This window comes from Candidatus Schekmanbacteria bacterium RIFCSPLOWO2_02_FULL_38_14 (genome assembly GCA_001790855.1).
Lineage (GTDB): Bacteria > Schekmanbacteria > GWA2-38-11 > GWA2-38-11 > GWA2-38-11 > 2-02-FULL-38-14-A.
Window position 1 is genome coordinate 30,611 of sequence record MGDH01000015.1, and the last position, 22,361, is coordinate 52,971.

The 22,361-nt window shown below is 38.4% G+C and carries 15 protein-coding genes; 8 read left to right on the forward strand and 7 right to left on the reverse strand.

From position 1 onward, the window contains the following. Positions 1 to 75: 75 nt before the first annotated feature. Both A3H37_01965 and A3H37_01970 read right to left on the reverse strand, forming a co-directional pair. A complete protein-coding gene (locus A3H37_01965) occupies positions 76 to 5,481 on the reverse strand; it encodes a hypothetical protein (GenBank protein ID OGL50595.1) in 5,406 nt (1,801 codons plus the stop codon). Between the two features lie 222 nt (positions 5,482 to 5,703). Continuing rightward, positions 5,704 to 6,912 carry a threonine ammonia-lyase gene (locus A3H37_01970; GenBank protein OGL50596.1) on the reverse strand — a complete coding sequence of 403 codons (1,209 nt, stop codon included), beginning with the start codon at positions 6,910 to 6,912 and terminating at the stop codon, positions 5,704 to 5,706. Between the two features lie 136 nt (positions 6,913 to 7,048). Between A3H37_01970 and A3H37_01975 the strand changes: the two genes are divergently transcribed. From A3H37_01975 to A3H37_02005, 7 genes are all read left to right on the forward strand, one after another. Then, positions 7,049 to 8,896, forward strand: coding sequence for a hypothetical protein (locus A3H37_01975; GenBank protein OGL50597.1), 1,848 nt, complete (start codon positions 7,049 to 7,051; stop codon positions 8,894 to 8,896). A 179-nt stretch (positions 8,897 to 9,075) separates the two neighbouring features. Beyond that, the gene (locus tag A3H37_01980; GenBank protein OGL50598.1) at positions 9,076 to 9,579 is read left to right on the forward strand and encodes a molybdenum cofactor biosynthesis protein; all 504 of its coding nucleotides are present in this window, start codon (positions 9,076 to 9,078) and stop codon (positions 9,577 to 9,579) included. Positions 9,580 to 9,663: 84 nt separating this feature from the next. Beyond that, positions 9,664 to 10,038, forward strand: coding sequence for a hypothetical protein (locus A3H37_01985; protein OGL50599.1), 375 nt, complete (start codon positions 9,664 to 9,666; stop codon positions 10,036 to 10,038). Positions 10,039 to 10,168: 130 nt separating this feature from the next. After that, positions 10,169 to 11,284 (forward strand): hypothetical protein, encoded by a 1,116-nt coding sequence (locus tag A3H37_01990; protein OGL50600.1) that lies wholly within the window; start codon positions 10,169 to 10,171, stop codon positions 11,282 to 11,284. Positions 11,285 to 11,367: 83 nt separating this feature from the next. Next, positions 11,368 to 12,312 carry a tRNA (adenosine(37)-N6)-dimethylallyltransferase MiaA gene (locus tag A3H37_01995; protein ID OGL50601.1) on the forward strand — a complete coding sequence of 315 codons (945 nt, stop codon included), beginning with the start codon at positions 11,368 to 11,370 and terminating at the stop codon, positions 12,310 to 12,312. Between the two features lie 58 nt (positions 12,313 to 12,370). Further along, entirely contained in the window at positions 12,371 to 12,901 is a 531-nt protein-coding gene (locus A3H37_02000; protein ID OGL50636.1) for a hypothetical protein, read from the forward strand. 390 nt (positions 12,902 to 13,291) lie between these two features. Next, positions 13,292 to 14,458, forward strand: a complete 1,167-nt coding sequence (locus A3H37_02005) for an 8-amino-7-oxononanoate synthase (GenBank protein OGL50637.1) — start codon at positions 13,292 to 13,294, stop codon at positions 14,456 to 14,458. Here A3H37_02005 and A3H37_02010 read toward each other — a convergent pair. Then, on the reverse strand, positions 14,455 to 15,936 hold the full coding sequence (locus tag A3H37_02010; GenBank protein OGL50602.1) for a hypothetical protein: 1,482 nt from the start codon (positions 15,934 to 15,936) through the stop codon (positions 14,455 to 14,457). The genes A3H37_02005 and A3H37_02010 overlap by 4 nt on opposite strands. A gap of 156 nt (positions 15,937 to 16,092) precedes the next feature. Between A3H37_02010 and A3H37_02015 the strand changes: the two genes are divergently transcribed. Beyond that, positions 16,093 to 17,055, forward strand: a complete 963-nt coding sequence (locus A3H37_02015; protein OGL50638.1) for a tRNA dihydrouridine synthase DusB — start codon at positions 16,093 to 16,095, stop codon at positions 17,053 to 17,055. On the opposite strand, the gene A3H37_02020 is transcribed toward A3H37_02015, so the two are convergent. The 4 genes from A3H37_02020 to A3H37_02035 all read right to left on the reverse strand — a co-directional run bounded on the left by A3H37_02020 (position 17,042) and on the right by A3H37_02035 (position 22,161). Then, the gene (locus A3H37_02020; protein OGL50603.1) at positions 17,042 to 17,596 is read right to left on the reverse strand and encodes a hypothetical protein; all 555 of its coding nucleotides are present in this window, start codon (positions 17,594 to 17,596) and stop codon (positions 17,042 to 17,044) included. The two genes, A3H37_02015 and A3H37_02020, sit on opposite strands and share 14 nt — an antisense overlap. Positions 17,597 to 17,599: 3 nt before the next feature. Continuing rightward, positions 17,600 to 18,856, reverse strand: a complete 1,257-nt coding sequence (locus tag A3H37_02025) for an Mn transporter (protein ID OGL50604.1) — start codon at positions 18,854 to 18,856, stop codon at positions 17,600 to 17,602. Between the two features lie 49 nt (positions 18,857 to 18,905). Beyond that, positions 18,906 to 20,153, reverse strand: coding sequence for a magnesium transporter MgtE (locus tag A3H37_02030; protein OGL50639.1), 1,248 nt, complete (start codon positions 20,151 to 20,153; stop codon positions 18,906 to 18,908). 424 nt (positions 20,154 to 20,577) lie between these two features. Next, complete coding sequence (locus A3H37_02035) at positions 20,578 to 22,161, reverse strand: hypothetical protein (GenBank protein OGL50605.1); 1,584 nt, start codon at positions 22,159 to 22,161, stop codon at positions 20,578 to 20,580. Positions 22,162 to 22,361 lie beyond the last annotated feature (200 nt).

Below are 22,361 nucleotides of genomic sequence, written 5' to 3' on the forward strand. Positions count from 1 at the left end.
TGTCCAGATTTAAAAAGAAATAAAAAAGGCATCCCGATAAATCGGGATGCCTTTAATTTTTGCTTTTATTCCTATTTAGTTCATAAAAACCCACTCAAAGTTTACAGACGTAGCATTTCCTGAAGCATCAGGAGCAGAGTTTAAAACCTTAATTACAAGCTTAGCAAATTTCCCCTCTGTTGTTTTAACCCAATAACCATGATTTGCCACAGGAATTACATTAAAGGCAAATCCAGTTGTAGGTGGAGTTGTCATTTGGGTAAGAGTAACTACTCCTGCATCCAGTATTCCTCCATCAAAAGCAACACCACGGAGTTCTGGACTTGAAGGTATGCCAGCAAACTCTAAATCTCCCTGCCCTGAAGCAAGTGTAACTTCAGCTCCCGTTGAGAAATCAAAGTTCCCTGCTCCACTGAAGTGGTTAAGAAGGGTATTATTTTTTACTGTCGGTGTCTGCGGTGAGGTTGAATTCACAGTGAAATTAAAGGGCTGGCTTGAAACTCCCTTCCATGTTACTAGAATACCAACTGGGCCGCTTACACCTGATGGCGGAATAGTAACGTTTACACTGTAAGTCTGGTCAGTAGAGTTCAGCAGTCCACCAATAGTGAAACCTGCTTGAATTCCTCCTATCTTGTAACCGACTTCAGTAGGAGTTCCCTGAGCACCAGGAAAAGAAGTTCGAACTTCTATTATTGTTCCTGCGTTTGCGTTCGTCACTGGAAGGTTATTCACAAAAACTCCTTTTATAGATGGAGCCTGACCCTGTGTTCCTGTCTCACTTACAACACTCACATTGTAGGGAGTGCTGACAATTGTTCCAAGAGTTGCTGTGATAGAAGCATTACCCACAGTCTTTCCTTTAAGTATAGGGTTCCCAAACGAGTCTGTTACGATTTCTGCAATAGCTGGACTGTTAGAATTGAAAGTAATTCCTGTTGGAGGAGGCACAATATTACCAAAGCTATCTTTTGCAATAACTTGAATGTTTGCCTGCTCGTTTACTTTAATAGAGGAAGGACCCTGAAGCTGTAAGCTGGCAACATTAGTTTGACCGCCTGTTGAACTACCCTGAACCAGTATAGTTAGGATATTACTTGTAATGCTTCCACTAATAGCTTTTAATGTAGCTGTACCAGCGCCTATAGCTTTTACACTGGTAAACCCTGTGCTATCAGTAAAAACATCAATAATCCCTGCAGGTTCTTTCTCATAGGTAATACCGCTTGGAGGTGGAACCTGAGCACCAGTTGAATCCTTTGCCTTCACAGCTAATGGAGCAACTGTCCCCTGAGTCATAATTGATGGTGGCCCTGAAATTTCAAGAAATGCAACCGCACCACCAGTACTTGTTCCACTAACAACTGTTATCTGAACGACATTACTTACTATATGATTTCCCAATGGAGTATCAATAGAGGCAGTTATGTTTGCTGTTCCTGCTGACACACCAAAGATAACTCCATTTCCACCTTGGTCAATAAAAACCATTGCCTTGCTTGTATCACCTGATTCAAATTTCACACCACTTGCTGGAACAATCATGCCTGTTGCATCTTTAGCTGTAACAGGAGGCATTACAAACTGTTGTCCAACAAAAACTGGTGGCATAGATGGAAGAAACAGAGATGCAATCTCTCCAAAACTGCCTGTTGGTTGATTAACAGTAACCTCAATTTCCTTAAATATATTTCCAAGAACAGCTTTTATTTTTGCCTTTCCAGCACTCAGGGCATTCAGTATCGCATTTCCTGCAAAATCAGGTACTACTCCAACTATTGATAGATTGTCTGAGCTGTAAGTTATACCGGTTGCTGGAACAGGCTTACCATACATATCTCTGGCTGTAACAAATAGAGTAAAACTCTGTCCTACATTCAATGGAGGTGGGAAAGGAATGTCCAGAAAAGCTACCTGGCTTGTTCCACCTGTAGATTGTATAACCGAGATATGAACAGTCTTTGATATAGAAGTATTTGTAGCAAGAGCAGCAGTTATATCAGCTTCTCCTTGACCAATTGCGTTAATATTTCCATTATTCGCCGGATCAGGCATAACACTTGCTACACCCGAATTTGATGAAGTATATAATATTGAACCCGGTCCTAATGGAACCTGCATACCATACTGACTTCTTGCCATAACAATTAGTTGAAAAAACTCTCCTACTTTCATCGTAGGAGGTGGTGGATTCATAATATCTAAAAATGCTATCTGACCACCTCCACCAGTAAAGGTATTTACCGTAACAGTAACAGTTTTCGTGAGAGTACCAAGAGTTGCCGTAATGTTTGCGGTACCAGCGCCCATTCCTGTCAACACTGCATTATTGGCAAAATCAGAGCTAACAGAAACTACTGCCGGCTTATCCGTTGTGTATGCTATACCTGCAAGAGACACTGACTTACCACTCTGATCTAATGCCTTAACAAATAAGGTAAAAGTCTGTCCTACTGTCAATGGAGGTGGGAAAGGCATATCCAAGAACATTGCCTGACCACCACCGGTAGATGTTGCTGCAACTTTAACATGTACAGCATTAGCCATGACAACAGACCCATCAGATTTTTTTACACTGGCATGAATATCTGTCTCTCCAGCACCTGCCCCATACAAAACAGCATTGAAACCCTGATCTTTTGATATAGTCACAACCGCAGGATTATCTGATGAATACTCTATATTGAATGGCACAGGCATAGGCATTCCATATTGATTCCGCGCGTTCACAAACACTGTATAAGTTTGACCTACATTCAATGGAGGTGGATATGGCATATCAAGAAATGCCACATCACCAAATCCACTTGTAGGTAAAGGATTAACCTTTACCATTATAGAAGCCTTCTCCGCACCATTAATTTTGGCAACTACCTTGACTGGATTGAGTGGTGTCTCAGCTTGAGCATTTAGCACCAAATTGTTACCCGGATCTTTGGATACTGATACCTTGGATGTATCCTCTGAACTGTATTCTATGCCAAATGGAACAGGCATCGGCATTCCAAAGGAATTACGTGCCATCACAAACACGGTAAAGGTCTGACCAACATTCAGTGGAGGCGGATACGGCATATCCAGGAAAGCAACATCAGCACTGGTTCCACTACTTTGTGCTTTTACGACAATATGTGCCTTTCCTTGAATAGTACCCACACTTGCAGTTATATCAGCCTCGCCCTGACTATTAGCAGTAATAACTGGGTTATTAGTATAGTCAGTTTTTACTGTTACTATATTTGTATCGCTTGAGGAATAAGAAATCCCTGCGGTCGGTACTGGCATACCATAAGAATTCTTTGCATTTACAAAAATAGGAAGTGTCTGATTAATTTCCATTGAAGGAGGAACCTGGAGGTTAATAAATGCTATTTGGTCAAAACCTCCAATACCACCACCAATTTTACCAACTACCTTCAATGTAACTGGGTCACTCTTTACAGTCCCAAGTTCAGCAGTTATCTGTGTTTCCCCTTCAGCAATTGCAGAAACATTCCCTGAACCGCTTGCATCAACAGATGTTGTTGCTACAGATGTATTGCTGGAAACATAGTTAACCCCGATTGGAGGTACTGGCTTTCCATTAGCATCTCTTGCAAGAACATTTAGTGGGGCACTAACACCAACAGGTAAAACAGAGGGTGCAAATACCTTCAGGGAAGCAATAGCTCCGGTTTCCCCGGTTGATTCAGTAACTTTTATTTTAAGTGTATTACTTGTTAAATTCCCGGAAGTCGCTGTTATTTTTGCCTCACCAACAGCTAAAGCATTTACAAATCCATTGCCATTTGCATCAGCTTTAACAGAGATTATATTAGTATTATCTGAAGAGTAGGAAACATTAGAAATAGGCAAGAAGTTTCCTTTTTTATTCTTGGCTGAAGCTGTAATAACAGCATTGGAGCCTACAGTTAAATAACTTGGTCCTGATATCATAAGAGAATCTGCTTCACTTTTAATTTCTTTTACTACGTCTATTTTTAAAGGACTGCTGTCTTTTTCTTCTGTGCTTCCAATTACTTCTACACTACCTTCAGAAAGCCCTGTTATTGAAGCAGTGCCATCATCATTAGTTACTATAGATGCGATTGTTTCATCGTCTATGAAATACTCTATTCCTACTGGGGGAATAGTTTTTTTGCTTTTTGTTTTTGCAGAAGCTGTAATAGTCTCTGTTGCACCAATCAAAATCTGTTTTGGACCTGAAAGCTTCAGAAATAAAATTTTGTCTTTTGCGCTTAGACTATTTACAACTATAGCTTCTGCTGTAGCAGATTTTGATGTATCAACAACACTTACAGCTTTAATTTTTACCTTTGAAGGGCTTGGAACTGTGGAAGGTGCTGTATAAACTCCATAATCAATAATACCGACATTCTCATTTCCACCTTCAATATTATTTACATACCATATAACATCAGTATTAAATGTTCCTGTAACAATTTCTGAAAAAATTGTATTTTCATTTACAGGCACTGTTGCTGATGTTGGAATTATTTTGACAACTACTGGTTTAAACTTTACCTTTGCCAGAGCAAAAACACTTTCATCATTAACTAAATATGCTCTTACTGTTATAATTTTAGCTTTTGGCATCACATCAGGCGATATATAAATCCCGTCTTCGTCTACTTCACCAAGAGTTCCATCATCATTATCAATTGCCCAGAGTATATCAGCTTCAGGGTCTTTTGCTATTGCTTCAAATGCAATTTCATCTCCCAGTTCGATAATCTTAGATTTTGGCACAATCCTTAGAGGAGGTGCTTTTTTTTCAGATTTTTTTGCTTTCTCTTTCTTGGCTTCCTTCCTGGATTTAGATTTTTTTACAACCAATATTGATTTCTTTTTACTTCTATCATTGTTAGTCTGATATTTTGATGCCTTTTTATTTACTCCAATAAAAGAGGCAGGAATTGAAATATCAAATTCATCATCAAAGTTCTGGCTAAAACCAATAAAGGTTCCTGCCTTGTTCCATCCATTAAAAAATGGTTCATCATCAGAAATGCCTCCTTCATAAAATGATACCCATGCATCAAGGACTCCACCTATTTCTTCATCTTTGTCAAATGTTCCTGAGTTGTCTTCATCACCATATAAAACTACATCATAATCAGCTACCATTACATTCTGGCTTCTTGAATCAGGGAAATCCTCACCTATAAGGCTTAATTCCTCTTTCCCTACTTTTTCAGGCAATGAAAGACTGTATTTTCCGTCGCCATCTTCATTTGCTAAAACAGAAACCATTTCATTTCCGGTTACCCTGTTTATCAAACCGACTCTAAGCTTTACCCCCACAGGAATATTTCCTTTGATATTTCCATGCAAAGCAAAAGAACTTTCATTATTTCCATTCTCATTTGAATATTCATTAGCTCTTACAATATCCAGTCCTAAGCTTGATAAAAAGAAAAATGTCAGCACAATCAATGTTGTAATACTAAAAGTTCTTTTTTGAGTCATTTTTTGTATCATTTTAAAACCTCCTAAAAAAAAGTTTCTAACTTTGAAAAAATATTTTAATGGCTATTTGCAATTTCTATGCCAAATCAGAAAAAATTTTATTTTAGAGATGTTTGTAGTTGATTTTATTGATTTTTAGCAGAAAATTTAAGTTTAGAATTTTGTTGGAAAGATTAAAAAAAGCGTTATAACTTTAACGGTTAATGTTAGTTTTTTGCCATTTAACGTAAAGATTCATTTTTCAATAGAAACATTAAAACCCTTTGATTCCAGAATATTTATTATCTCTTTTATGTGGTCAAATCCCTTTGTCTCTAAATCAAGTTTTACCCGTGTTTTTCCAAAAGGAATATTTAATGCTGCTCTCTCGTGAACAATATGAAGTATATTTGCTTCTGCAATTCCAAACATTTCTGCAATTTTTGCAAGTGCTCCTGGAATATCATTGATATCTATTATAATTCTCGTAAACCTTCCTGCCCTCAGAAGACCTTTTTCAATAATTCTTGACACCATGTTAACATCAATATTTCCACCGCTAATAACCAGCACGACTCTTTTCCCTTCAAATTTAACCTTTCCTCCTAAAAGGGCTGCCAATGGTGCTGCACCTGCTCCCTCTACTGTTAATTTTCCCTGTTCCATAAACATCAATATTGCTTCAGAAATCTCCTCCTCATTAACAGTAACAATTTCATCTACATACTTTTCTATTATTGGAAAAGTCTTTGTCCCTACAGATTTTACAGCGATTCCGTCTGCAATTGTTTTTACCATAGGAAGATGGACAACCTTCCCCATCTTTCTTGAGAAAAAAGCTGATGCTGCCTCTTCTGCTTCTACTCCTATTATTTTCACTGAAGGATTTTTCTCTTTAATTGCTACAGATATTCCTGATATCAATCCTCCTCCGCCTATTGGAACAATAACCATATCAATGTCTTCTGCCTGCTCAAGTATTTCAATCCCAATAGTCCCCTGTCCTGCTATCACATCGTAATCATCAAAAGCATGAATGAATACCCGATTCTTTTCTTTGCAGATTTCCATTGCTTTTTCATATGCATCATCATAGGTACTGCCATTAAAAATAATCTCTGCTCCAAAAGATTTGCAGGCCCTTACTTTAGTCAATGGAGTTCCTTTAGGCATCACAACAGTAGCTTTGATCCCAAAAGATAAGCATGCATAAGCAACACTCTGTGCATGGTTTCCTGCTGAAGCTGTTACTACCCCTCTTACTTTCTCCTCTTTTGTAAGCTGGCTAATAAAGTTAAATGATCCTCTTATTTTAAAAGACCCTGTTTTCTGCAAATTCTCAAGCTTCAGATAAATATTAGTTTTAAAATAGTCACTTAAAATCTCAGATTTTATAAAATTCTTTTCATTAATAATGCCTTTCAATCTTTTCTTTGCCTGCTCAATATCTTTTACTGAAATCATATTATCTTCCTGAAAAGTGTTTTTACATTTTTACAATTTTTTGTTTTTTAAAATTCTTAAAAAGTTTAATGTTTTAAATATTTTAGAATATATAATCTATTAATTGTTTGAATCAATACAAATCTAAAGTCTTACTTTGTATTTGACAAATAAAATCCCTCTTGTTAATTTTCTTTTAAGCATGGTTAATCTCATACATATTCTTCCAAATAACTTAGTCAACAAAATCGCGGCAGGAGAGGTTATAGAAAGACCATCCTCAGTTGTAAAAGAGCTCGTTGAAAACTCAATAGATGCTTCAAGCGCTGAAATCTCTGTTTTCATAAAAGATGGCGGCAAAAGATCAATAAAAGTTGTTGATAATGGAATCGGAATGAGCGAGTCTGATGCTCTTCTTTCTCTTGAAAGACATGCTACAAGTAAAATAAACGAAGAGAAAGATCTTGACCACATCAGCACTCTCGGTTTCAGAGGTGAAGCCCTTCCAAGCATAGCTTCTGTATCACAGTTAACATTAAAAACCCGCACAAAAAATTATGAAAGCGGAACAAAAATTGATGCTGACGGTGGCAAAATCATCAGTGTTTCAAAAACCGGAATTTCTGAAGGAACGGAGATAGAAGTAAGAAATATTTTTTACAATACCCCCGCAAGGCTGAAATTTTTAAAATCAGCTACTACTGAATTAAACAATATCAATGACACGATTGTGCGCCTTTCGCTGTCTAATACTCTCATCTCTTTCTGCTTTTCCCATAATGACAGAGAAATGATAAATCTTCAGAAGTCAGAGAATATTATAACCAGAATCAAATTTATCTTCGGAAATGAATTTTCAGAAAATTTATTACAGATTAAATCAGAAGATGAAACCACTGTACTTGAAGGATACATATCTAAACCAGACTTATTGAGAAACTCAAGAACAGACCAGTATATATTTGTAAACGGTAGAAGCATAAAGGATAGAACAATATTTCATGCTATTATGGAAGGATATAAATCGATTATACCAAGAGAGCAGTATCCTTCTGTCTTCCTGTTTCTCAAAATAGAGCCATCACAAATAGATGTTAACACTCATCCTGCAAAAGTTGAAATAAAATTTGCAAAGCCTCAGAAAATTCACTCTCTGATTTCAAAAACAATATCTGAAACCTTGGATAAAAACAGACTTGTAAAATCTTTTGTGAGCAGAAAAGAATTTATTGCACCAAAGGAATATCCTGAATTTATATCTTTCGATAAAGAATCAGACCTTTTTCAGAAAATAACCTTTGATAAGCAAAATAACAATGTTTCTGAAATTCTAAACAAATATTTCCCTGTTGAGCCTAAAGAATATTTAAGGACAGAAGAATCAAAAAATGGATACAACAACTCCAATCTTCTGCCATATATTTCACTTTTAGATTTAAGAATATTAGGACAGATAAAAAATTCTTTTATTATTGCAGAATCCAGTGATTCATTAGTATTTGTCGACCAGCACGCAGCGCATGAGAGAATATTATATTTTAATTTAAAAAAACAGGTTCTTGAAAATAGTTTGGAAGTCAAACCCCTGCTTTTTCCTCTTACCATAGATACAAGCTTTCGTGACAAACATCTTATTAACGAACACAAAAAAAACCTTTTGGCTTGTGGTTTTGAGGTAGAAGAATTTGGAGCAAACACAATTATAATAAAAAGCATTCCTTCTCTTCTTGATGAAAAATATGCAAAATCAGCTATTCTTGCTTTAATTGACGATTTGAGTTCTTACAGCAGAAAGGAAAACATGCGTGTATTTGAAGATTCCATTCTGAAATCAATTGCCTGCCACAGCGCTGTGAAAGCAAACCAGAAACTGGAAATTGATGAAATGAAATTTCTTCTAAAAGAAATGGAAAGAATAAAATTTTCTGATTTTTGTCCACATGGAAGACCAGCAATATTTGAACTGAAGATCACCGAAATCGAAAAAAGATTCCTCAGAAGATAAGCTTGCCCTTCCCAAATTCTGCTTGCTATCGATTATAGTATTTGTTATTTTATAAAAAATCCTAAATCCTAAACAATGCTTCGACTTTGCTCAGCATGGTGAGTTTGTCGAACCACTAAATTCAAATGTTCTAAACTGTTTTGAATTTTGATTATTAGAGTTTTGATAAGGAGTCCTTTATGGGACATAAAGACCATAAAGAGAAAGCTAAAAATTCTGTTAAATGCTTTATAATTACTGTAAGTGATTCAAGAACTCCTGATACAGATGAAAGCGGTAAATTTATATCAGACATTTTGAAAATAAATGGACACAATGTTATTGGCTATGTGATTTTAAAAGATGAACCAAATCTTGTCTGCGAATTTGCAAGAAATGAATCATTGGAAGTGGATGTTGAAGCTATAATAATAAATGGTGGCACAGGCATATCTTCTAGAGATTCAACATTTGAAGCAGTTGATGCCATTTTAGAAAAACGCTTGACGGGCTTCGGAGAACTTTTTCGTTATTTAAGTTATATAGAAATCGGTTCATCTGCCATTATGAGCAGAGCGTGTGCAGGAGTTTTGAATAAAAAGATAATAATTTCATTGCCGGGGTCAGAAAGCGCTGTAAAGCTTGCAATGAACAAATTAATCCTTCCTGAACTCTCCCATATGATATGGGAAGTGAACAGATGATTGTTGGAATGTTGCATGTTAAAATGTTTGAATGCTTGAATATTTAAAAGTTTAAATGTCGGCATGTTAGAAAGTCAAGAAGAAATGGGGAAAATTGAAAGATTTGAGGAAATAGAAGCATGGAAAGAAGCTTGTAGTCTAGCAGAAATAATTTATAAAATAACAAAACTTGAAAGATTTTCCAAGAACTACGGGTTAAAAGAGCAAATTCAAAGAGCATCTGTTTCAATTGCATCAAATATTGCTGAAGGATTTGAAAGGCAAACAAAAAAAGAATTCATTTATTTTCTTTACATTGCCAAAGGTTCAGCAGGAGAAGTAAGAACTTTACTGTATTTAGGTAGGAAACTTAATTATTTTGATGAAAGCCAATATAATGAAGTCTTGCAAAAATGCATTTACGTATCAAATCTGATTGGTAAATTTATTCAATACTTAAAAAAATACTCCAACACATAACATGCCAACATTCCAACATTCAAACTTTGTAACATTTTAACATGCTAACTTTAGAACATTCTAACATTTCAACATGGCATCATTAAAACTGGATAAAGGTCTACTCCCAATATTGCTAACAGTTCTTCTCATGGGATTTGGAATGAGCTTTGTTACTCCACTTATTCCTTTGATTATAAAAAATACCGGTTCATCTCTCGCAAGTATAGGACAAATAGGCGCAACATATTTTCTGTTTTTTACTATTTTAACCCCCTTCTGTGGGAAAAAAGTTGATAAGATAGGCTCAAAAAAAATTATGTTTATTGGATTATTATCCTATGCTGTAAGTATAATGTTTGTACCATATGTAAAGACTGTTAATGCTTTTTACATTATCCGTGCTTTGCATGGTATAAGCACAGCATCCCTTTTTGTTGCCACAGAATCTGCCATAAACATACTTTCCTCTCCTGAGAATAGGGCAAAAAATACCAGTTATTATGCTTTGGTATTCGGACTTGGATTTGCCGGGGGCCCGGCTATTGGTGCAACACTCTATTCAATCAATATATATCTCCCATTCTTTTTATGTTCCACCTCATTCATTTTGGCAGCATTAATAAATTTACTCTATTTTAAGGATACAAAAATTGAAGTGCAGAGCAAGATATATAGCTTCAAAGATTTTCTCAATGCACTAAAAATTCCAATTGCTGCAGCAATGTGTTATGCTTTTGTAGAAGTCTGCATAGGAGTATTTCTCTCTTTGTATTTGGACTCAATGAACATAAAAGGAACATATTTGGGTATAGTATTCACAGTCTTTGCCATTGGAGCAATGGTTTCTCCAATCCCTTCCGGAAGGTTTGCAGATAGATTTGGAAAATTTCCCACCATATATATCTTCTCATTTTTACTGGCTGTAACAATTTTTTTATTTAACGTTTTAAATGGTTTTGTTTCTATAATCTTACTTATCTCAGGGGTTGGTTTTATCGCAGGAGGACTTTACCCTGTTGCTCTTGCATTAATTGCTGACCTCATTCCAAAGAATAAGATTGGTGCGGCAAACTCCGCTTTTTCTTTTTCTTATGGTTTAGGTAGTATAATTGGTCCGTTAGTTACCGGAAGGTTTATTGATTATTACGGCATAAAATATCTTTTTTATCCAATGAGCTTTGTAGCCTTTATTTTTTTTATTATTTCAGTTTTTGATGCACTTAAGAAACCAAGATTATCAAAAATCAGTCAACGAGCTAATTAAGATTCTGTGGGTTAAGTAAAATGTATAAGAATAACTCTAATCCCCCCTTGCCCTCCTTTTCTAAAGGGGGGACGGGGAAATTTTTGAACCCTTCCGACAAAAGCATTATTATAATCTCAGGCCCCACTGCATCAGGAAAATCTCAGATTGCATTATCAGTTGTCAGAAAACTTGACCTTGAAATAGTAAATGCCGACTCAATGCAGGTTTACAGATATCTTGATATTGGTACAGCAAAACCATCTTTAAATGATAGGAAACTAATCAAACATCATCTGATAGACATAGTTGACCCTGATGAACAGTATGATGCAGGTAGATATGTTGAAGAAACTGATAATGTTATTGCAAATCTTTTAAAAGAAAAAAAATTTCCTCTGATAGTTGGCGGGACAGGGCTTTATATAAAGGCTTTAATTTTTGGACTTTTCCATTCACCTCCAAAAGATTTAAAAATCAGAAATGACTTAAAATTAAAAGTAAAGTCATCAGGAATTGAAAACCTTTATTCTGAATTAAAGCAGACTGACCCTCTGAGTGCACAAAAAATAAAGCCAACAGACACTCAGAGAATATTAAGGACGCTTGAGGTGTTTCTCATAACAGGCAAACCGACTTCCTTTTTCCAGAGCCAACACGGATTCAGAAAGCCTAGATACAAATACCTGTACTTTTGCCTCAGGAGAGAGAAAGAAGAACTGAATAAAAGGATAGAAGCGAGGGTTGATAAAATGATTGAAACCGGGTTTGAAGAAGAAGTCAGAAACTTGCTTGAAATGGGTTATAGTTATGATTTAAACTCACTTAAAAGCCTCGGCTATAAAGAAATGATTGGATATATTAATGGTAAGTATAATTTGTCTGAAACAATCAACTTGATTAAAAAAAACGCCAGGCACTACGCAAAAAGACAACTCACATGGTTTAAAGCACAACCTGATGTTGTATGGATTGATTTAAAAGGCGATGATATTGAAGCTCCAGCCAAAGAAATAAAAGAAAGAATGGAAGCTTTTTGCTGTCCATAAGAAAAAAAGCTTGCAAAATATTTTCTGGTTTGCTAATAAATTTTTTCAAAAAACTGCTATGTATCATTATTTTTCAAACAATTCGGTTCTTGTATTAAACACAAGTTACGAAGCCATCAATATCTGTGATGTCAGGAGAGCAATTGTTCTTGTTTTAGGCGGTGTTGCAACTCCTGAGGAATATACAAACAGAATTTATCGTTCTCCATCAACCACTGTGAAAGTGCCAGCAGTGATAAGGCTCAACAGATATATCAAGATATCTTACAAGCTCATCACATTCAGCAGGAAAAATATATTCCTCCGCGACAACTACACCTGCCACTACTGCAGGGACCAGTTCAAGCCAAAGGAACTGACAATTGACCATGTTCTCCCAAAATCAAAGGGTGGATGGAACAGCTGGGACAACGTTGTAAGCGCCTGCATTCCCTGCAACAAGAAAAAAGGAAATAAAACACCCGAAGAGGCTCAGATGTTCCTTTTGAAAAAACCAAAAACCCCAAACCTGCCAATCTATCTTCAGATAATCAGGAACATTGGCAACCACAACAAAGAATGGAGAAAATATCTTTTTTTTGACTACTGATAAAAGCTCCAGCATTTAATAGGATATAGAAAAACTTATCCACTGTCATTGCCTGCCTACCGCAGGCAGGCAAGCAGGTCCCTCGCTCGTCATTGCGAAGGGCTTTAGCCCTGAAGCCTGCCTGACGGTAGGCAGGCAATCTCGCTCGGGATAAACTCCGCAATCTTAACAAAAAGCTGATAGCTGAGTGCTGAAGACTATAAGGTGAGATTGCCACGTCGCTTTGCTCCTCGCAATGACATTTTATTACTTTTAAAATATTCTATAAAAGATTAAGTTGTAAGTTGTAGAGGATAAACTTAGAATATACTTTATAATTGAGTAAAATCTTTATTACCATACAGCATGAAGCTTGAAACCTTAAACTTAAACTCAAGGCACTTTGAACGCCTGACTTATTATCTTGATAAGGAACTTTTCCGTCTTAAAAAAGATAATCTTCACAGAGTACTGAGGGCAGTTGAGAGTCCACAGTCCCCGGAAGTAATAATCGAAGGGAAAAGATTCCTTCTCCTCTCGTCAAACAATTACCTCGGCCTTGCAAACCACCCCTACATCAAAAAAAAATCTGTTGAGGCTTTAAAAAAATACGGCACAGGCTCAGGAGCCTCACGTCTAATCTCAGGGAACACAGCTCTTTACAATTCGCTTGAAAAAAAAATCGCTGGTTTTAAAAGATGTGAATCCTCTCTTGTTTTTTCATCCGGCTATGCTGCAAATATTGGAACTATTTCAAGCCTTGCAGGAAAAAATGATATAATTTTTTCAGATAAACTCAACCACGCAAGCATTGTTGACGGATGCCGTCTTAGTAGGGCTGAAACCTTAATCTATCCGCACAAAAACCTTAAAGTCCTTGAAAAAGGGCTCGGGGAAGCAAAAAAATATCAGAAGCGCATTATAATCACGGACAGCATTTTCAGCATGGACGGCGACCTTGCGCCCCTGCCCGAAATCCTTGAGCTTTCTGAAAAATATAATGCCATACTTATGGTCGACGATGCCCACGCAACAGGAGTTCTTGGAAAGAATGGAAGAGGCTCAGCAGAATATTTCGGCATAGAAGGAAAAATTGACATTTATATGGGAACTCTGAGCAAGGCTCTTGGAAGCATTGGCGGTTTCATTGCAGGTTCAGGAAAGCTCACCGACTACCTGATTAACAGGGCAAGGAGCTTCATCTATTCAACAGGCCTTCCTCCGTCATCGCTTGCAGCGTCAATTGCTGCAATTGAAACAATAGAGAGCAACCTTAACTTTAAGGAGAAACTCTGGAGGAATGTAAATTTCCTGAAAGCAGGGTTTGATTCTATGGGTTATGACACTATGAACACAAAAACCCAGATAATACCCGTACTGCTTGGAAGCGAGAGAAAAACAATGAAGGCAATGAGCTATTTATATGACAACGGAATCTTTATCCCGGGCATCCGTCCGCCGACTGTTCCGAACGGCAAATCGCGTCTCAGGGTTACTCCAATGGCAAACCACACTGCAAAAGATCTTGAACATGTTCTTGAGGTGTTCAGGAAGATGAAAAAAATCTTGCACCATTAAAACTTAAACACTGTTTCAAAATACATAAAATCTGCATCATTCTTTTCGGTGAATATCTTCTGTACAACCCTGTCGCCAAAGAAGTGCGCATAGTAGGCTGTGAGAGTCAGAAACTTAAAGATATCATAGTCAACCTGTACATCAAGAAGTTTGCCAAGGTCTTTCTTATTATTACTTGGCCTTCCTGCATATCCGAAAATCATTCCTCCCTCACGTGTTGCGCCTGCGCCTGAGTACCAGCGGTCATTCTTCTCTTTCAGACGAAGCAAATGAAAATCTGACCTGACTGTCAGGTTATCAAGCGGTTTAATTATCAGCATTCCTGAGGTGTCTTCATTGTTCATCATATTGAATATAGGAAATCTGGCATAGGACCTTGCAGTGGGCAATAGCTGGAAAAATGTCTCGTGGTCCCCGTCATTGGTATCGTTATCCCCAGACCCTACAAAATAACCAACCCTGAGCCATGGCTTCCACGGAACTTTTGTGAACTGATAACCTGCCTCTGCAGTTGCTGCAAAAGCCTTGTGGTCCTGCTGATACCATCTGCCAAACTGAACTGCTCCCCATGCCATCACATCAACCTGTCCGGGTCCGAAATCATAAGCACCAACAAAGTTAGCGCCAAAAGTGTTTATCTCAATATCAGCATTGTCTGAGACAAGACCTGTATTATCAACCCTTGGAACCTTTGACCTGTCATCCTTATAGTAGATGTAAAAGAGCCTCTCTTCCCCGTTTGGAACCAGTGCGGATTTTTTCACAGTAAGAGATGTGCTTAAAAGCTTTATATCTTCCATATCCTTTGAAGCGTTTATCTCAAAGCCTCCCTGTGTCGGATGTGAACCCATCACAGTAAGGTTCATAGTGCTGTTATCATAACCAACCTGAAACCCGTCAAAGGCTCTTGTTACTGCAGAATACCCGAAAGCACCTATGAGCCTTTCTCCCACCCTGTTTCTTTTCACCCACATAATTTTTGGGTCATCAGTTATGACCTCAAGCCCATCGCTGTAATCAAACCTTCCCAGCCTTGTTGAAACACCGCTGTCAAAAACATTTTTGAGATCAATGTATGCGCTGCGCAATACCAGTCCGTGCGGGCTTTTACCCTGGCTTGTATTGCTTGCATAATAGGTCGGACCAACTCCCAATGCGCCTGCAGGAGCAGGAGCAATCCCGTCATCAGGAAGGTGAATAAGGTGCACATACTGTCCCTGAACATAGGCGCTTATGTATTTTGAATCAAATTTCAATCCAAGCCTTGTGCGGTTAAACATGAACCAGTAGTCATTATTTGCAGAACTTGCCTGCGTAGCAAACCAGTCATTGTACTCATACCTGAACCTCACTTCTCCGTTTATTGATAATTTCCCGGCATCATTTGGAAGCTTGTAGATGTCGATGTCAGCGCTGGCAAGTCCGGCAAGAACAGAAAAAAACAGGCAGGTTGAAATCAGGAAAAACTTTTTGAACATACATATCCTCCATAAAAAAATCCTGAATTTACTTTGTTATCTTTGAAACCTCTGCTATAGGTTACTATAGAAAATTTCACTGAGTCAAGAAATTTTAAAAATGGTTAAAAGATGTGACAGGGACTATGTTGAAGGATTTTTATGCCAGTATCAGAAATAAAAATTGGGAGCTTAAAATTATCAGGAAATATATTTCTTGCGCCAATGGCAGGAATCGCAAACCTGCCATTCCGCCTCATTGCAAAAAGGTTTGGTGCCACACTCGTGTTCTCAGAGCTTTCAAGTTCTGAAGCCCTGATAAGGGATGGGAAAAAGACCTTTGACATTCTAAGAACAGCTCCTGAAGAAAAGCCAATAATCTTCCAGATTTTCGGCTCAAACCCTGACTCCGTTGCTGAGGCTGCAAGAATCGTTCAGGAACTGAAGCCTGATGGAATTGATATAAATATGGGATGTGCTGTCAGGAAGGTAATAAAATCCGGCTCAGGCGTGGCACTGATGAAAGACCCTGAAAAGATAAAAGAGATTTTGAAAAAGGTTCGCAAGGCTGTCTCTCTGCCTCTTACAATAAAAATCCGTTCAGGATGGAACTCCAAAAACATAAATGCGCTTGAAATCGCGCTGATTGCAGAAGATGAGGGAGTGGATGCCATCACAATCCACCCGCGGACAAAAGAGCAGATGTTCAGCGACAGGAGCGACTGGTCTCTGATAAGAAAAATAAAACAGAAAATAAAAATTCCTGTAATTGGAAACGGGGACATTAACACCTGCCTTGATGCCAGGAGAATGTTTGAGGAAACAGGGTGTGACGCGGCAATGGTTGGGAGGGGTTCAATGGGAAGGCCATGGATATTCAGGGAAATAAGGGAATATCTTGATTCCGGAAAAATTCCTGATGAACCCTTGAAGACAGAGATTGAAAAAACCATAATTGACCACTTCAACCTCTCAATTGAATTCCTGGGGCAAAGAAGAGGAACAGACCTGATAAAAAAACATATCGCATGGTACACAAAGGGGTTTCAGGATAGCTGTCAGTTAAGGAAAAAGATTTATTTAATGAACAGAAAAGAAGAAATATTGTCTGCCATAAAAGTTTTTTTCAGCTACATTTAAAAATTGCATCCTCTAACGGATTATTCCCTGTTTTCTCTTGATTCTCTCTGTCAAGATGCCATTTTAATGGATTGTTCTGTATGTATTCCCTTATTTTATTTAATTCATTCTCATTCCTGATAATATGTTCATAATAATTCCGTTGCCAGAATTTGCCATTCAAATTTAATTTGTTTTCGTCAATATATTTTATCCAATCATTAACACATGATGATTTAAATCTTCCAATGATTTCACCAATTGTAGGGGCAGGTCTTGCGCCTGCCCTCTTCTTTTGGGCAACCGCAAGGGTTGCCCCTACAGTTATTATTCCATGTATATGGTTTGGCATAATGATAAATTCATCCAATTGGATATTAAAAAATTTTTCTGGTATTTTCTGCCATTGCTGTTTCAGGATTTCTTTTAATTCTGAAAATTTTTTAAAATATAATTCTCTGTCTTTTGTGCAAATAGTAATAAAATATATACCGCTGTTTGAATAATCATACCCTTTCAATCGTATAGATTTTCTGTAATGAAAATTACAACTATTTTTCATAAATCAGAAAAGGTCTGGCTTGAATGTGCTGACAATAAGAAGAATAGTAAGAATAACCAGCATTATCGCTGTTCCTCCTGAAAGAATATTGGAGAACCTGCTGTTCACATGCTCTCCCATTATCTGCCTGTCATTGATAAGCCTGAGCATTATGAATAGAATTATTGGAAGGAGTATTCCGTTAACCGTCTGCGCAAAGAACATTATCGTAATCAAGTTGTAACTTGGAACAATAACAAAAAATGCCCCTATGATTATGAAAACAGTGTAAAAGCTCAGAAACTGAGGCGCCTCGCTGAATTTCTTGCCAATCCCTGATTCCCATCCAAAAGCCTCAGACAGAGCATAGGCTGTGGTGAGCGGGAGGATTATTGCTGAAAGTATTGAAGCATTTAAAAGCCCTATTCCAAAAAGGATAAAACAGTACTCTCCGGCAAGAGGTTTTAGTGCAAGGGCTGCATCCGAAGCGGAATTTATATCCACCTGATTAGCATAGAGAGTCGTAGCTGCTGCAACAACTATAAAAAATGCAATGAAGTCTGTGACAAAAGAGCCTAAGTAAACATCCACTTTTGCATACTTATATTCCTCAACCTTTATTCCCTTGTCAACAACTGCTGATTGAAGATAGAACTGCATCCACGGAGCAATGGTTGTTCCTATTACCGCTATGGAAAGATTTATGAATTTGGGGTCATACCTGAAATTCGGGGTAACAAGCTGTGACATAATGTGGAGCCATTGCGGTTTTGCAAGAATTCCTGAAACAATGTATGAGGCATAAATAATGCAAAAAAAAAGCATTACCCTTTCAACACCTCTATAGCTCCCCTTGACAACGAGCGCCCATATCAGCAGCGCACCAAGGGGAACGGAAATATACCTGCTCACTCCAAAAAGCTCAAGGGAAGCGGCAATCCCTGCAAATTCTGAAATTGTCACTGCAAGGTTTCCAAAAAGAAGAAGGAGCATTGATAAAAGAGTTATTTTCACTCCAAACCTCTCCCTTATCAGGTCTGCAAGCCCCTTTCCTGTCACCACTCCCATCCTTGCTGACATCTCCTGCACAATTGCAAGAATGAATGTTATTAGAAACAGAAGCCACAAAAACCTGAGCCCCTCACGGGCTCCGGCAATGGAATAAGTTGCAATCCCTCCTGCATCATTGCCAGCATTTGATGCAATGATTCCGGGACCAAGTATTGCCAGAAATATTATGAACTTGTTTCTTCTCAGCCTTGAAAATATTTTCAGTTTCATATTCTATTTTCCTGCAACAAGCTGCCGGGAATATGTTCGCTTTGTATTTTCACGTCCGCTGCCGTTTCTTTCTTGAAGATGGAGGGAGCAAAAGGTCAACAATGTCATCAACTGTTACTATGCCAAGCATTTTATTCTCTTCATCAACAACAGGAACAGCATAGAGGTTGTATTTTGAGATAAGCTCTGCAACCTTCATCTGGTCTGTTCCAGGGCTCACTGTTTTAATCTTGGTTCTCATAATCTCTGAAATAATTGCCATCGGGCTGGCAAGAATCAAATCCTTCATCGAAAGCACCCCAAGAAGATGCTCAATGTCGTCAATGATGTAAATGTAATAAATCATCTCCACATCAGGAGACATCAGGCGCAGGTTTTTGAAAACATCACTGACAGTCATATCTCCTGTGAATCCCAGATATTCAGTTGTCATCAGGCCTCCTGCTGTATCTTCCTCGTGCTCAAGGAGTTCCTGAACATCCTCTGCTTCTTCCTTTTCCATCTTATTCAAAAGCTCCTGAGCCTTTTCTTCTGACAGGTCCCCGAGTATGTCAGCAGCTTCATCAGGATGCATCCGTTCAAGAATATCAGACGCCTTTTCCTCGTCCATCCTGTCTATGATTGTTGCCTGTGTCCCGGGCTCAAGTTCGTGCAGAGCCTCTGCTGCTTTTTCAAGGTCAAGAGAATTAAAAAGCGCGGTCTTTCCGTTCAACGACACCTGGCTTATGATGTGAGCAATATCTGACGGGTGAAGCTCGGAGATTTTCTGTCTTGTAATTCTCAGTGTAAGTTTTGTAAGTTTCGGCTCAATCGGCTGTAAAAAATTCCAGCTTATGAGCTTTGATGAAATGCTGTAGCCAAAAAGCCCCCACAGCTGCTTTCCGATATGCTCAATGCTGAGACGGCGCAAAATCCCGCTAAACCCCACATCAACTGCAATCAGACAGAGATTCCCCTCAATATCACCAAGCTTTATATCATTTACCCTTACAATCTTTACCCCGTACACATCAACAATCTGCTTGTCCAGAAGGTCCCTGCATATCAGAAGGTCTTCTTCTTTTGCCTTCTGCTCAGCAAGCTCGCTCAAAAAGTTTTTTACTGAAATGATTCTTTTGTTGAAAAGGTTTATGTTCTCGAAAGGTATGAGGATGTGGTTTCTTTTTTTTGAAGTAACTACAACTGATTCAATTCTTGGAAAGACCTCGCCGGTCCTTACAAGAAAATCAGTTATCCTGCCGACCTCTTCACCTGCCCTGTCAAGGACAGGCTTTTTTAATACCTCGCTTACAAAAATATCTCCGACAAAATACACGGCTTTCTCCTTTTTATCTGTTTCATTCAGGCAATAAACAGAAAAACACTTTTAAAGCGGAGATTACCTTTTAACATTCTGCACAGCAATTGTTATATGCGGATTATTTTAACAGACAATTGATAAAAAGGAAAGTTTAAACTTGAAATCCGGGAAAAGAGCCTTTTCCCCGTCCATTAACGGAACGTATTCAAGCCTTCGCCGGTTCAACAATGAAATGCAACACTTGGGAAAGCAGAAATGATGCTATCCTAAGTGGCTATTGGAAAACACTATGTTCACCCCGTTAGAAGTTTTTAAAACTTCTAACGGGGTTCATTTAAACCTGACCGAGAGAGATCAAATAACCCCGTGCTTCCGCATGTGGCTTTTGAGTATATTTTTCATATTGTCATTCCCGCGAAACTTATCCTTGACTGACTATTTTCATGCTCTTCTGAGAAAGAATCTCTCTTATAGCCGCTGGAATTCCTTTAAGAATATCCATTGCTGTGAGCGACATCTCACCTCTTTTCTCTGCCATTATGTCACCGCTTAGACCGTGAAGATAAACTCCTGCCTTTGCTGCATCAATAGGAGAAAACCCCTGTGAGATAAACCCTGCAATCATTCCGGTTAACACATCCCCTGCCCCGCCTGAAGCCATTCCTGGATTGCCTGTAAGATTAACAAAAACAGTTCCGTCAGGTCCGCTTACCACTGTATTTTTCCCCTTAAGAACAACATAAACTCTGTTTGCTCTTGCAAAATCTCTTGCAACTTCAATTCTGTTCTTTTGAACCTCCTTTGCTGAAAGCCCGCAAAGCCTGCCCATCTCTCCGGGATGTGGAGTTATCACAACATCTTTTTTTGCAGATTTTAAAATTTTTGCATCACCCTGTAAAGCGTTTATCCCGTCAGCATCAAGAACAACCGGAACATCAAGCTTTTTTATAAGACTCCTGACAACCTCGCAGGTTTCTGTGTTTGTTGAAATACCCGGACCAATAACAGCAACTGTTTTCCCTCTGGAAAACTCCAGCATAATTTTCTCAGCCTTTTTTGAAAAAGTCTTCTCAGATGTTTCAGGAACAGGAAGAGACATCACCTCTGTTAGCTTCATCTCAACAATTGGATTCAGGCTCTCAGGTATTGCAAGGGTTGCAAGCCCTGCGCCGGACTTCAATGCAGCCTCGCTTGTCATTGTAGCTGCACCTGTTTTTCCGGTTGAACCTGCAATGACAAGAACATGCCCGAAATCCCCCTTGTGTGCATTCTCTCTTCTTGGTTTTAAAAGCCCTGCAATCTCTTCTTCTTCTATCAGGAAGGTCTTTATCCTGCTTTCATCTATGATTTTTACAGGAATCCCGATATCCCCAATTTCAACAACCCCTGCAAATCTTGCAGCAGGGTAGCTTACAAGGCTAATCTTTGGAAGACAGAGCGCAACTGTAAGGTCTGCAGCAATTGAAGGACCGATAATCTCGCCTGTGTCAGAGGAAATCCCTGAAGGAAGGTCAATTGAGACAACCGGAATCTCCAGCCCGTTGATGTATTCTATGACATCTCCGTAAAAACCTTTTACCCCTTCAGACAACCCTGTTCCAAATATTGCATCAACTATTATGTCGCTGTCCTCAATAATTCTTTTAACTTTTAAGCTAAACCTCTCCTTGCCTGAAACCTCGATGACGTCTATCCCGCCTTTGATTGCAGTTTTAAGATTTATCCTTGCATCTCCTTTTATGTTTTTTCTCTCAGCAAGGAGAACTATCAGCGGCTCCCCTCCGCTGTTTTTAATATGCCTTGCAACAACGCAGCCATCACCGCCATTGTTTCCCTTGCCTGCAACAATCGTAACTCTCAGACCCCTCAAATCCCCAAAATATTCTTCAATACATGAGAGAACGCTCAATCCGGCATTCTCCATAAGAATGACTCCGGGTATCCCCCATCCCTCAATAGCCTTTCTGTCAATCTCTCTCATCTCCTGCGCAGTAACTATTTTCATATCTGTCTCCTGTAGGTTTAAAAAGGGTTCTAGGATTCGAGGGGTCAAGGGTTTATTTTCTACCGTATTTCTCCTCTTTTGGAAAATCTTTTGTTATTCTATAAATATCTAAACATATCTGATAGGACTTCTGCCAGACCTTTAATTCTTTATAATTCTTCAGCATTTCACTCGACCCCTTGAATCCTCGAACCCTCGAA